This is a genomic window from Streptomyces cavernae (assembly GCF_004023625.1).
GTDB classification, from domain to species: Bacteria; Actinomycetota; Actinomycetes; order Streptomycetales; family Streptomycetaceae; genus Streptomyces; species Streptomyces cavernae.
Map to the genome: position 1 here is coordinate 277,977 of NZ_ML137709.1, position 13,257 is coordinate 291,233.

Here is a 13,257-nt window from a genome sequence, read left to right on the forward strand (position 1 = left end):
CGATCTTCGGGATTGCCGGTTGGCAAACTTCGGAGCACCCCGCGGGATCATCGACCCGGCGGAGGATTGTAACGTAATCAACCGAATTGCCCTGCAGACAAAGCGAGGGCCATACACCCCGACTCATGGTCACGTAAGGCAATCCGCATTTTTTCACTCGAACGTGTGTTTGGCGCAACCTTTCGAAAGCAACTACCGTTGGGCAGCAGGGAGACCATCGAGAGGGGCCGCCGTGACCACCACCGCAGACAGCGCCACCATCACCGCCCAGGACCGCTCCCAGGGCCGACTCGAGCCGGTGCATGCCATGACTGAAGCCGTGAACCATGAGGGTCCCAAGCCCGCACGCTCCCTGCCGGGCCGACCTCCAGGCATCAGGGCGGACAGCTCCGGGCTGACCGACCGGCAACGCCGGGTCATCGAGGTCATCAGGGACTCCGTGCAGCGGCGCGGGTACCCGCCGTCGATGCGCGAGATCGGACAAGCCGTGGGGCTGTCCAGCACGTCCTCGGTCGCACACCAGCTAATGGCCCTGGAGCGCAAGGGCTTCCTGCGCCGCGACCCCCACCGCCCGCGCGCCTACGAGGTCCGGGGCTCCGACCAGGCGGCCACCCCGCAGCCCACCGACACCGCCGGAAAGCCGGCCGCCTCCTACGTCCCGCTGGTGGGCCGGATCGCCGCCGGCGGCCCGATCCTCGCCGAGGAGTCGGTGGAGGACGTCTTTCCGCTGCCCCGGCAACTGGTCGGTGACGGCGAACTGTTCGTTCTCAAGGTCGTCGGCGACTCGATGATCGAGGCCGCGATCTGCGACGGGGACTGGGTCACGGTCCGCCGCCAGCCCGTCGCCGAGAACGGTGACATCGTGGCCGCCATGCTGGACGGAGAGGCCACGGTCAAGCGCTTCAAGCGCGAGGACGGCCATGTCTGGCTCCTCCCGCACAACTCCGCGTACCAGCCGATCCCCGGCGACGAGGCGACGATCCTCGGCAAGGTCGTGGCGGTACTGCGGCGGGTGTGACCCCGCGGCGGCGGAAGACCCCGCCGCCCTCCTGATCCGGACCCCGGAACCCCCTGCGCCGGTTCCGGGGTCCTGTGCGTCTTCCTATCGGGGCCTGCCGGTTCCCGGGGGCGTGCTATACCGACCAGGGCATGCCGGTTCCCGGGGGCGGGTGCGTATACCGACCGGGGCCTGCCTGTTCCGGTGGTGCGGCGCGTTTTCCGACGAGGGCACGTCCTGTCCCGGTTCGGTGAGTCGGGACTGGGGTCTGGTGCCTGGGACGGCGCGCGTCATGCGAGCGGTCGGGCCCCGGCGACCGGCCCGCGGGCGGCGGCGATCCCCGCGGCGGGTAGAGCGCCGGCGGCTCGTCGGCATCGGCGGGCCGACACAGGCTCTACGGGGGTGTCAGGTGTCCCGCTGCCTCGGCGGCGAGCCTCCGCCAGGCGTCCATCCGCGACGGACCGCCCGCGAACTCCAGAGCCACCCGGACGCCGGCCGACGAACCACGCACCGGCGGGCCCGCCCGTCAGACCTACAGCCGTCGCGCATGTTCCCCCGGGCCCACCGATTTCCGTGTGGACCGTTCAGCCGCGCCGGCACCACGGCCGTGCAGCCGCGGCATGCGTCAGGTGCTACGCGTCCGCCGTCTCCGTCTTGCGTGCCACCTCGTCGATCGCGGCCAGGGAGCGGCGTACCTGGTTGCGGTCCGTCGTGTACCAGAAGTCCGGCAAGGACGCCTTCAGATAGCTGCCGTAGCGTGCGGTGGCCAGCCGTGGGTCCAGAACGGCGACCACGCCGCGGTCGCCCGAGGCTCGGACGAGCCGGCCCGCTCCCTGGGCCATCAACAGAGCCGCGTGGGTGGCGGCGACCGCCATGAAGCCGTTGCCCCCGGCTTCCTCTACCGCCTTCTGGCGAGCGCTCATCAACGGATCGTCCGGGCGGGGGAATGGGATCTTGTCCATGACCACCAGTTGGCAGCTGGGACCGGGTACGTCGACGCCCTGCCAGAGGGACAGCGTTCCGAACAGGCACGTCTTGGGTTCCGCCGCGAAGTTCTTGATCAGTTCACCGAGGGTCTCCTCGCCCTGGAGCAGGATCGGGAACTCCGGGATGTTCGACCGGAGCTCCTCCGCCGCGAGCTGAGCCGCCCGCATGGACGAGAACAGGCCCAGCGTGCGCCCGCCCGCCGCCTGGATCAGCTCGGTGAGCTCATCGAGCATGTCCGTACGGTCACCGTCCCGCGCCGGCCGCGACAGGTGCTTGGCGACGTACAGGATGCCCTGCTTCGGGTAGTCGAACGGCGAGCCGACGTCGACGCCCTTCCAGACCGGCAGATCCTCACTCTCCGTGCCTTCGGGGCCGAGCCCCAGCGAAGCGCCCACCCCGTTGAAGTCCCCGCCCAGCTTGAGGGTCGCCGAGGTCAGGATGACCGAGCGGTCAGCGAAGAGCTTCTCCCTCAGCAGTCCCGACACGGACATGGGAGCGACACGGAGTGACGCTCCGAAGCGGTCATGGCGTTCGTACCAGACGACGTCCCACTCGGAGCCGTTGGTGATCCTCTCCGCCACGTCGTGCACGTTCTGCACGGACGCCAGCGCCTGTTTGCGTACGGCGTCCTCGTCCTGGACGGACTTGTCCCTGGTGGTGCCGAGCGCGGAGATGACCGTCCGGGCGGCGTCACGCAGCGCCATCAGCGCGTAGCCGAGGTCCTCCGGGATCTCCTCGAGGCGGCCGGGCAGAGCCAGTTCCATGACCCGCTCGAAGCCCTCGGCGGCGGTCTGGAGCTGGTCGGCGGCTTTCTCGTTCACCAGTTTCGCGGCGCGCCGCACCGCACGGTTGACCTGGCCCGGAGTGAGCTCGCCGGTCGCCACGCCGGTGACCCGGGAGACCAGCTCATGGGCCTCGTCCACGATCAGTACCTCATGCTGCGGGAGGACCGGCGCGCCCTCGATGGCGTCGATCGCGAGCAGCGCGTGGTTGGTGACGACGACCTCGGAGAGCTTGGCACGATCGCGGGCCATCTCGGCGAAGCACTCCGCTCCGTAAGCGCACTTCGAGGCTCCGAGACACTCCCGGGACGACACGGAGACCTGGGCCCAGGCCCGGTCGGAGACGCCGGGCGTGAGGTCGTCGCGATCGCCTGTCTCCGTCTCGTCGGACCAGTCGCGCAGCCGGATCAGGTCCTGACCGAGCTTGCTGGTGGGGGCTGCGGCCTCGAACTGGTCGAACAGGCCCTCCTCCTCGTCCTGCGGCACTCCCTCGTGCAGCCGGTGGAGACACAGGTAGTTGGAGCGGCCCTTGAGCATCGCGAACTCGGGGCGGCGGCGCAGCAACGGGTGCAGTGCCTCCACCGTGCGCGGCAGGTCACGCTCAACGAGCTGACGCTGCAGCGCGAGGGTGGCGGTCGCGACGACCACTCGCTCTCCGTGCGCGAGCGCGGGCACGAGGTAACCCAGCGACTTTCCTGTGCCGGTACCGGCCTGAACCAGCAGATGGGAGCTGTCGTCGATCGCCGTTGCGACGGCTTCGGCCATGGTCACCTGGCCGGGGCGCTCCGTACCGCCGACGGCAGTGACGGCAGCATGCAGGAGTTCGGGGAGTGAGGGCTTCGTCATAGCGCTGCCACCCTACGGCGCCCCGCTGACAAACGGGCGGCCAAGTCCGGAGCGGAGGGTGTGATCAGGACGCCTGCGGTATGGGGGATCTGGATCACGACGGGCTGGACTCCTTGCGTCGAAAGCCTCGCCCGGGCCCGGGGGGACTCGGGCGGGCGCGGGGGGCATGGGGCCGGGGGCGGGCATGGGGCGGACTCTGTGCAGGCATGGGGGCGCGGCGTCGGGTCGGCCGGTGCGGCCAACCGACCTGTGCCGCCAACCGGTCCGTGCGGCCGACCGCTGGATCGGCGTCGGCCGTTGAAATCGGCTCGGATCCGGGTGGAACCGAATCGGCACGGGCGGTGTACAGAGAGTGACGGGCCTACAGCAGATCGCGCAGAGCCCGGTCGCGGACCATCAGGGCGGCCCGCTTACCGGGCAGGTCGACCTCTGCGGAGAAGCGGAAGCCCGCTGTCAGAAAGGCGGAGATGGAAGGGGTGTTGCGAAGGTCGGGTTCTGCGATGACTCGTGCGCAGGAGGGACGCCGGTCGAGTGCGAGATCGGCGACCGCTCTCAGCAGGGTGCTGCCCAGCCCTCGGCCGCGGTCGGCGACACCGCCGATGAGGAGGTGGATTCCGGTGTCGTGCGGACGGACGGGGTAGTGGCGGGCCAGTGGATCGAGGTCGGCTCGGTAGATCTCCCAGAAGCTCATGGGTTTGCCGTCCAACATGCCCATGCACGGCAGGCTGCGCCCGTCCCCTCCCAGTTGCGCCCGCAGATGCGCCTCGGTCACGGCCGCGTCACCGGCCAGTGACCAGAAGGCGGCGACGGCGGGGTCGTTCATCCATCGGCTGACGAGCGGGAGATCGAGCGGGAGGCTCACGGGACGGAGGTGAAAGGTGCCCACAGGGGTACTGATGGGCCCCCAGTCGGCGGGGTGGTCGAGCAGGGCGCCGATGGATGCTGGGCGGTCGGCGACGGGCAGGTACGGCTCACCGAGCGGCCGGTCCGGGTTACGGGGCGGCGTACGGGCGTGGTCGGCAGCCGGGTGCGGGCGGACGGCGGGCGGGGGCGCGCCTTCGTCTGCGGGAGTCGGACGGTGTGCTGCCGGACCCGCCTCGTCGGTGTCCGGGAGGGCGATGCACTCGGCGGGCAGACGGAGTTCCAGCGTGTCCTCATTGTCCGGGCACGAGTCCGCGACGCAGGGGCCCGGGCCGGGACCGGGGGCGGCGACGGACACGGTGCCGGCGTCGGTGCTCGCATCGTTGGGAGGCACGGCGACGCTCCTCTCAGGAGACGGGGTGGGGCAAGTTCCTCAGGAGTGGAGGGGATTGGCGATGGTGACGTAGACAGACTGGGTGTCGACCGGGCCGACGAGTTCGTCCAGCCCGTGCAGCCGGGTCAGGAGGTTGGCCTTGCAGCGCAGCACGGGTGAGTCGAGGAGTAGCGATGGCAAGGTCGTACGCGGGGCCTTGGGTCCGGTCGCGGTGTCGGCGAGGAAGCGCCGGAAGGCGGCCAGCAACAACCCTTCGTCGGCGAGGCGTTGAGAGCCGAAGGCCCCGATGAGTCCAAGGACGTTGTTGATGGCGAGGTAGTAGGCGAAGCGTTCGTCGGTGACCTCGTCGGAGACGAACGTGTCGCTGTGCTCACCGATGCCGGGCAGCCGCTTGTCGAGGTCGGCGCGGCGGGACTCGCGGAAGTAGTAGCCCTGGTTGTCGCGGTAGCGGCCGCCCGCGGGCCAACCCTCGGCGTCCAGTAGGACGAGCGTGTTCTGCTGGTGGGCCTCCAGCGCAATGCCGGTCGCGCCGTCCAGCCAGAGGGCAGGGCGTACGACGTGCTCCAGGTAGCGCAGGAACCACTCGGCGGAGACGGCACCGCGCGAGCGGCCGGTGCGCTCGGCGAGCCGGCCGACGGTCGCGGCGAGCCGGGAACGCATGGCGGGGACTTGGGGGCCGGAGGGTTGGGTTGACCTCGGTGCGCACTCGGGGCCGTACCCAGTGGCGGGCCGGTCGGGCACGGGGCGGGGGGAGACGAATCCGGCGACGCAGGAGACGTCGACGTCGGGGTGGAACGGGTTGTGGCGGATCACCACGTCAAGGCCGGGCACGGGGTTGCCGTCCTCGTCGTCGACGGCGAGCCAGGCAGGATCGCGGACGATGTCGAAGTCGGGGTGGGCGGCCTTCCAATCCGCACCCAGACCAGTGCGGAGCAGGCGGTGGACCTCGACACCGCGATGGAGTTCCTTACGGAGGTTCTCCCTGAGGGAGTTGGTGATGCGCAGTGCCAGCGACAGTTTGAGCATCGCGGGAGCGCCGGAGCGGTAGAGGGTGCGTACGGAGGAGGTGGGGTACCAGGCGGGGCCACGGATGCCGAGGTCACGGAGGAGACCACGGTCGAGCAGGGCGGCGACGGCGGGGCGGTGCCTGAGTTCGCGGAACTGCCAAGGGTGCAGCGGCAGGGCGGCGTGGCCGTCCGGGAGGTCCAGGCCGTCGCCGGCGAGACGAGAGGTGAGCCGCGCCGCCGGGACGGGACGGCCGCGCTCGGTCCACGCCGAGTCGGTGGCCAGCGCGGTGGGGGCGACAGCCAGCCAGTGCAACGGGAAGGAGGCCCGCAACTCCGGTGAGTAAAGGGGTGCCTCGGTTTCGGAGAGGCTCTCACGGCTCTTCGGGGTGGGGTGCAGTGGATGGCCGAGGAGGAGGGATTGTTCGGCGGAGAGGAAGAGGTCGGGTTCGTCGCCGGGGTGCCTGCGGCGGTCGCTGATGAACAAGGTGACGCGCCGCACGGAGTCGGCGACGCGTCCCACCAGGTCGGCGGAGTCGTACGGTGAGCGCAGCGGTTCGGCCCCGTGCGGCGCGGTGGTGCCGTCCGGGAGCGGCTCGATCCGGTGTGCTCCCTCCGGGAGCGGCTCGGCCCGGTGTGCTCCCTCCGGGAGCGGCTCGTTCGGGCGTGTTTCGTTCGGGCTCCGCTGCGGCCCTTGCTCTGGGGCTTCTACCGCGTTCGGCTCTGTGGGTGTCTCTCGTGCCAGTAGTGCCGCGAGCGTGACCGCGTCCAGGGTCGGGGCCGGTGCGGGGGCGGTGGCCAAGCGGGGGAGGCCGAAGCGATGCCATCCCGTGGGGGACCAGTAGTGCACCGGGACGAGGAGGTCGGTGCCGCTGTTCGGGAGCGGGATGCGGAGGGTGCCGTTGCCCGGTGAGGCCAGGCCGGTTTCCCGTACCCAGCAGCGCAGCAGGTTCTCGATGGCTGCGGCATCGGAGGCGATCCGGGGATCCGGGTGGTCCAGCAGGTGGGTGGTGGTGGCGCATTGCTGGTCGGCGGGTCTCGCCGCTGCGGTGACAGCGTGCGCCTGCAGGGCGCCGGTGCCGTCCGTCTGCCGGCTTCCGGCCGCGTCCGTCTGCCGGGAACCGAGGACGTCTTTGTGCCCGGCACTGGCGCCGGCTGCCTGGTTAGGGATCGATGCCGCCTCGGGTGCGGGTGGGGAGTCGGTGCGCTCGGGAAGGTCTGGGCGGCCATCGGGTGCCGGGGTGGGGTTCACGGTGGTCCTTGCCGGGAGGCGTGCCTGTTTGTGCACGGCTGCGGAGTGGTTCGGTTGGGTGGTGAAGTGATGGGGGGTGGAGGGATTGGGGGGTGAAGGGATGGCGGGGACGTGCCCAGGGGCCCGAAGCCACCGGGGGAAGTCGCGATGTGGCTGGCCGCGGTGCACCGGTGTGCGGGCGTCGACGCGAGTGCTATCCCGCGTCGTGTGCGCGTACCGCTGCGGTCAGTGCGTCCGCGAGGCGGTCGAGTACGGCGGTCGCCTGTTCGTCGGTGATGGTCAGCGGTGGCAGCAGACGTACGACACCGGCGTGCCTGCCGCCCAGTTCGACGATCAGGCCCCTGACGAGGCACTCGCGTTGCACGGCCGCGGCCAACGTGGGATTCGCGGGCCGCGGTTGACTCACGGTGGAGGTCTCCGCGGTCTGTGCCGTCTCCGCCGTCTCCGCGGTCTCCGCGGACCAGTCGTCCGGTCCTCCCGTGCACCACGGCCGGTTCGGGGTTTCGACGATCCCCTCGGGTTCGACCAACTCGAGTCCGATCATCAAGCCTCTCCCCCGCACGTCCCCGATGGCCGGGAACTCCGCCGCGAGACCGCGCAGTTGGGCCAGCATGCGGGAGCCCAGCACGGCCGCCCGCTCGGCCAACCCGTTCTCGCGGACGTATGCGAGGGTGGCCGCGCCGGCGGCCATGGCGAGTTGGTTGCCGCGGAAGGTGCCCGTGCGTGCGCCCGGTTGCCAGGTGTCGAGGTCCTCGCGGTAGACGACGACCGCGAGCGGGAGGCTGCCGCCGATCGCCTTGGAGAGGACCATCACGTCAGGGGTGATGCCGCTGTGCTCGACGGCCCAGAAAGTGCCGGTGCGGCCGACGCCCGTCTGCACCTCGTCGACGATCAGCGGGATGTCACGGGACGCGGTGATCTCACGCATCCGCCGCATCCAGCGATCGGGCGCCGGGAGCACTCCGCCTTCGCCCTGCACCGGTTCCAGGATCATCCCGGCGGGCCGCGTAGCCCCCGAGGCGGGATCGTCGAGCACGGACTCCGTCCAGTGCGCGGCGAGTTCGGCGCCGCGGTCCCCGCCGATCCCGAACGGGCAGCGGTAGTCCTGCGGATAGGGCAGCCGCGTCAGGCACCCATCGCGTGCTCCCTCGGAGGCTTGGAACGCCCCCGCAGACATCCCGTGGCTCGCCCCGGTGAACGCCAGCAGACCGCTCCGCCCGGTGGCGGCGCGCACCAGTTTCAGCGCGGCCCGGACCGCGTCCGTGCCGGCGGGGCCGCAGAACTGCACGCGGGCACGCCGGGCGAGACCGGACGGGAGGGTGCGGAACAGCTCCGTGGTGAAGGCGTCCTTGACCGGCGTCGCCAGGTCCAGCGCATGCAGTGGCGCTCCCGAGTCGAGCACCTTGCGGATGGCTTCGAGCACCACGGGGTGGTTGTGGCCGAGCGCCAGGGTCCCCGCGCCCGAAAGGCAGTCGAGGTAGCGGCGTCCGTCGGCGCCCTCGATGGTCAGTCCGCGGGCCCGCACGGGCACGATCGGCAGAGCACGCGCATAGGTGCGCGCCTTGGACTCACGCGCCGACTGACGGCGCAGGATTCCCTCCTGCGCGCCCCGTTCCCCGGCGCCGCGTCCCGCTCCGGGCGCCGACTCCGTCACGGCCACGCCGTCGGTCACAGCCACGTCGTCAGTCACGGCCACGCCGTCGGTCACAGCCACCTTGTCGGTCCTCCCGCTGCCCAGAGGCCAGTTGTGCGCAAGCCATCGGCCTGGGGACCAGTTGTCCGAAGGTGTCCAGGGACCGGTTGCCCAGGCGCCGGTTGTCCGTCGCACCGCACGTCAGGACGAGGAGTCCACGCATCCGAGTACGACAAGACGGGGGCACTGCGCTCAGTTGGCAGGTCCCCCGTACGTACCAACGACGCCAGCCGCGTGGGGCCACGGGCGAAATCAAGATAATTGCCGTCGGTGACGATCAAGATCTTTCCCGTGACGGAACCGTTGCCGTTCCGTCGGAAGTCCCCCACAGCAACGGCATAGTCTGTGGTGCCGTTCAGCCCTTCGGCTGAACGGCGTTCGCCGAAGCAACTCAGGGGGAGTCTCACCATGCGATCGATACATCCGCGCAGCACCGACCGCCGCGGGAGGGGCGCGCGCCGCGGTACCTCCCCCCTGCTGGCCGCGGTCGGCCTCGTCACCGCAGTCGCACTCACCGCGACCGCCTGCGGCAAGGCCGACAGCGACACGAACGCGACCGCCGACTCCTCCGCCTCCTCCTCGTCCCAAAACGGCGGTGACGACAAGATCCAGATCCCGGACGACATCAAGGACAGGCTCAAAGAGCACGGGATCGACGTCGACAAGTGGAAGAACGGCGCCTGGAAGAACTGGGACAGGGACGACTGGCTGCGCGAGGCCGGCGATTTCATCAACCCGATCATCGAAGGCCTGTGGGACCCGGACCGGATGCGTGACGCCGAGGAACCGGACAAGCCCGTCGACGACAGCGACCTCTCCGGTGACCAGGGAGTCACCGACCCGACGCCGGCGCCCGTGAAGGCCCAGGCTGTGCAGCCCACGTACCACGACAGCGTCCCCGAGGCCGGCAAGGTGTTCTTCGACTCCCCCGAGGGCACGATGGTCTGCTCGGCGACGGTGGTCGAGGACCCGGCGAACCCCGGAAAGTCCAACATCGTGTGGACGGCGGGCCATTGTGTGCACGCCGGCAAGAAGGGCGGCTGGTACCGCAACATCGCCTTCGTGCCCTCGTACAACGACGAGGCCATGTCGGCGGCCGAGTTGGAGACCGCCACCCGTGAGGAGGTCGCTCCGTACGGTGTCTGGTGGGCCGACTGGGCGCAGACCTCGGACCAGTGGATCGAGCAGGGCGGTGCGACGGGCGGTGACGGCGCCCCCTACGACTTCGCGGTGCTGCACGTGAAGCCCGAGGAGGGCAGCGGCGGAAAGTCCCTCGAGGAGACCGTCGGGGCAGCGCTCCCGGTGGACTTCAACGCGCCTGCCGTACCGGAGATGGACAGCCTCACGGCGACCGGCTACCCGGCCGCGGCCCCGTTCGACGGGGAGACGCTCTTCCAGTGCACGGGCAAGCCTGGCCGCCTTTCGATCGCGAAGGCCGACCCGACGATGTACCGCATCGGCTGCACGATGACCGGTGGTTCGTCCGGTGGCGGCTGGGTGGCCAAGGGATCGGACGGCAAGCCCGCGCTCGTCTCCAACACGTCGATCGGCCCGGCCAGTTCGGGCTGGCTCGCGGGTCCGCGCCTCGGCACGGAGGCCAAGGGCGTGTACGACGCGGTGAGCAAGAAGTTCGCCGGGCAGTGACCGGTCCAGGGACCGGACGGCGACGAAGACTCTGCTGAACGAGAAGTACGGGGAAGTACGAGGAAGAGGTAACGGCGTCTGGACGGACGGTGGTCGGCGGAGAGGCTGAACCCTCACCCTGCGGCCGCCGTTCGTCCTCAAGTGTCCGGGCACAGTGGGGTCTCGCGGCTCCGCGTGGAGCCTGCTCCCGGCTTGATCAGCACCTGGGATTCAATGTTCCAACGGGGGTAACACCACTATGCGCACCTCACAACGGCGGCGCTCAGTCCTCTCCGCCATCGGGCCGGCCGCGGCCCTGGCGCTCACGGCGGTCGCCTGCGGCCCGGGCGACGCGTGCGGGCGCGGCCTACGACTACGCGGTGCTGCATGTGAAGCCCGAGAGTGGCGGCAAGTCCCTCGAGGAGACGGTGGGCGCCGCACTGGATGTGGATTTCTCCGCGCCCTCCGCACAGTCGGTGAGCCAGATGGGCGCCTGGGGCTACCCGGCCGCGCCGCCGTACAACGGTCTGAGCATGTTCAAGTGCCTGGACAGGCCCGGTCGGCTGTCGCTGTCGCCGGCCCTGCCGACGATGTACCGGATCGGCTGCACCATGACCGGCGGTTCGTCCGGCGGCGGCTGGTTCCGGGTGGCGAACGGCAAGACGGTGCTGGTCTCGAACACGTCGATCGGTCCGACCGACAACACCTGGCTCGCGGGTCCGCAGCTGGGCCGGGGCGCCCAGACGCTGTACGACGAGATGGGCCGGGAGTACGGCGGCCGGTAACCGCCGAGGCGCCCGAGCGGAGCGGAACAGACCGAAGGTCCGCCCCCGGATCAGGGGGCGGACCTTTGGTTTCACCAGGGGCGGACCGCGGTCGTGCCGGTCACGCGAGCGACGCCGGCGCGTACGGTGCCAGCTCCGCCGCCAGTTCCTCGTGGACGCGCACCTTCAGGAGCGTGCCCTCCGGGGTGTGCTCCTCGGAGAGGACCTCGCCCTCGGAGTGCGCCCGGGCGACCAGGCGTCCCTGGGTGTACGGCACGAGGATCTCGATCTCGACCGAGGGCCGCGGCAGTTCGCTGTCGATCAGCGCACGCAGTTCGTCGATGCCCTGGCCGGTGCGGGCCGACACGGCGATCGCACGCTTCTCGATCCGCAGCAGCCGCTGAAGCACCAGCGGGTCGGCCGCGTCCGCCTTGTTGATCACGACGAACTCGGGCACGTCCGTGGCACCGACGTCACGGATCACCTCGCGCACGGCGGCCAGCTGCTCCTCCGGCGCCGGGTGCGCGCCGTCCACCACGTGCAGGATCACGTCGGCGTCGCCGACCTCCTCCATCGTGGAGCGGAACGCCTCGACGAGGTGGTGCGGCAGGTGGCGTACGAAGCCGACGGTGTCGGCCAGGGTGTACAGCCGCCCGCTCGGCGTCTCGGCCCGGCGCACGGTCGGGTCGAGGGTCGCGAACAGGGCGTTCTCCACCAGAACTCCCGCCCCGGTGAGACGGTTGAGCAGGGAGGACTTGCCCGCGTTGGTGTAGCCGGCGATGGCGACCGACGGCACCTTGTTGCGCCTGCGCTCCTGACGCTTGATCTCGCGGCCGGTCTTCATGTCCGCGATCTCCCGGCGCATCTTCGCCATCTTCTCGCGGATTCGACGCCGGTCCGTCTCGATCTTGGTCTCACCGGGACCACGGGTGGCGAGGCCGCCGCCCTTGCCGCCGCCCATCTGCCGGGACAGCGACTGACCCCAGCCGCGCAGCCGCGGCAGCATGTACTGCATCTGCGCCAGGGCCACCTGCGCCTTGCCCTCTCGGGACTTGGCGTGCTGGGCGAAGATGTCGAGGATGAGGGCCGTACGGTCGATGACCTTGACCTTGACGACGTCTTCGAGGTGGATCAGCTGGCCGGGGCTCAGCTCACCATCGCAGATGACGGTGTCCGCGCCCGTTTCGAGGACGATGTCGCGCAGCTCGGTGGCCTTGCCCGAACCGATGTACGTGGCCGGGTCCGCCTTGTCGCGGCGCTGGATCACGCCGTCGAGCACCACGGCGCCCGCGGTCTCGGCGAGGGCGGCCAGCTCCGCCAGGGAGTTCTCCGCGTCCGCCGCGGTCCCCGAGGTCCACACCCCGACGAGCACCACGCGCTCCAGACGGAGCTGTCGGTACTCGACCTCGGTGACGTCCTCGAGTTCGGTGGAGAGGCCCGCCACGCGGCGCAGGGCGGCACGGTCGGAGCGGTCGAACTGGTCGCCGTCCCGATCTCCGTCGATCTCGAAGCTCCAGGCGACGTCCTCTTCCATCAGGGCATCGGCCCGAAGACCTTCGGGGTAGTTCTGCGCGAGGCTCTGCGCGGCCTGGGAAGGGGAAGAAGAGGAGGTCATTGGATCCTTACGTAGTGAGGATGGGGATGGGGCGACGGACGTGTTCCGTCACTGTCGACAACGCGCGGGGCCGCCGGGAGATTCCCGGCACCGCCTTCGCGCGGTCCGCTCCGCTCCGGAGGTTTCCCGGAACCAGCCCGGGAGAATCCCGGCTTTCCGGGACCGTCCGGGGCAGTGCCGCCGACCTGACGATGGTCGCACGGCACGACCCGTCTCGTCACGCGACTTATCACCTGTGGCCGCGGACGACGGCCTTCCGCAGGTGGGGCCCGGAGGTGACCTGCGGACTACCGCCGATCACCGGTCGCCGGTGCCCCGCAGGAGGCGGCCGGCCGCACCGGCGCGACGACCGGTCGCCGGTGCCCGCAGAAGGCGGCCTCCCGCCGGTACGTGGTGGCGTATCGCCGCGGTGCGGTGGAGTGGCTCGCCCCCATAGGTG

Annotated in this window: 7 protein-coding genes and 1 pseudogene; 3 read left to right on the top strand and 5 right to left on the bottom strand. The window is 70.5% G+C overall.

Annotation, left to right across the window (positions count from 1 at the left end; genetic code table 11):
* Positions 1-232: 232 nt before the first annotated feature.
* Entirely contained in the window at positions 233-1,018 is a 786-nt protein-coding gene (gene lexA / locus EF387_RS03260) for a transcriptional repressor LexA (protein ID WP_128374927.1), read from the top strand.
* A 611-nt stretch (positions 1,019-1,629) separates the two neighbouring features.
* Here the strand turns inward: lexA and EF387_RS03265 are convergent.
* The 4 genes from EF387_RS03265 to EF387_RS03280 all read right to left on the bottom strand — a co-directional run bounded on the left by EF387_RS03265 (position 1,630) and on the right by EF387_RS03280 (position 8,783).
* Positions 1,630-3,612 (bottom strand): ATP-dependent DNA helicase, encoded by a 1,983-nt coding sequence (locus EF387_RS03265; RefSeq protein ID WP_128374928.1) that lies wholly within the window; start codon positions 3,610-3,612, stop codon positions 1,630-1,632.
* A 361-nt stretch (positions 3,613-3,973) separates the two neighbouring features.
* Entirely contained in the window at positions 3,974-4,867 is an 894-nt protein-coding gene (locus tag EF387_RS03270; protein ID WP_128374929.1) for a GNAT family N-acetyltransferase, read from the bottom strand.
* A gap of 39 nt (positions 4,868-4,906) precedes the next feature.
* Positions 4,907-7,123 carry an IucA/IucC family protein gene (locus EF387_RS03275; RefSeq protein WP_420802517.1) on the bottom strand — a complete coding sequence of 739 codons (2,217 nt, stop codon included), beginning with the start codon at positions 7,121-7,123 and terminating at the stop codon, positions 4,907-4,909.
* A gap of 193 nt (positions 7,124-7,316) precedes the next feature.
* Positions 7,317-8,783: a diaminobutyrate--2-oxoglutarate transaminase family protein gene (locus EF387_RS03280; protein ID WP_202918134.1), complete on the bottom strand. Its 1,467-nt coding sequence runs from the start codon at positions 8,781-8,783 to the stop codon at positions 7,317-7,319.
* 441 nt (positions 8,784-9,224) lie between these two features.
* Here EF387_RS03280 and EF387_RS03285 point away from each other — a divergent pair, with 441 nt between their 5' ends.
* Together EF387_RS03285 and EF387_RS03290 are read left to right on the top strand one after the other, a co-directional pair.
* Positions 9,225-10,460: a trypsin-like serine peptidase gene (locus EF387_RS03285; RefSeq protein ID WP_128374930.1), complete on the top strand. Its 1,236-nt coding sequence runs from the start codon at positions 9,225-9,227 to the stop codon at positions 10,458-10,460.
* A 338-nt stretch (positions 10,461-10,798) separates the two neighbouring features.
* Positions 10,799-11,224: pseudogene (locus tag EF387_RS03290) on the top strand (hypothetical protein); the annotation flags it as partial.
* 100 nt (positions 11,225-11,324) lie between these two features.
* Here EF387_RS03290 and hflX read toward each other — a convergent pair.
* Entirely contained in the window at positions 11,325-12,818 is a 1,494-nt protein-coding gene (gene hflX, locus EF387_RS03295; protein WP_128374931.1) for a GTPase HflX, read from the bottom strand.
* Positions 12,819-13,257 lie beyond the last annotated feature (439 nt).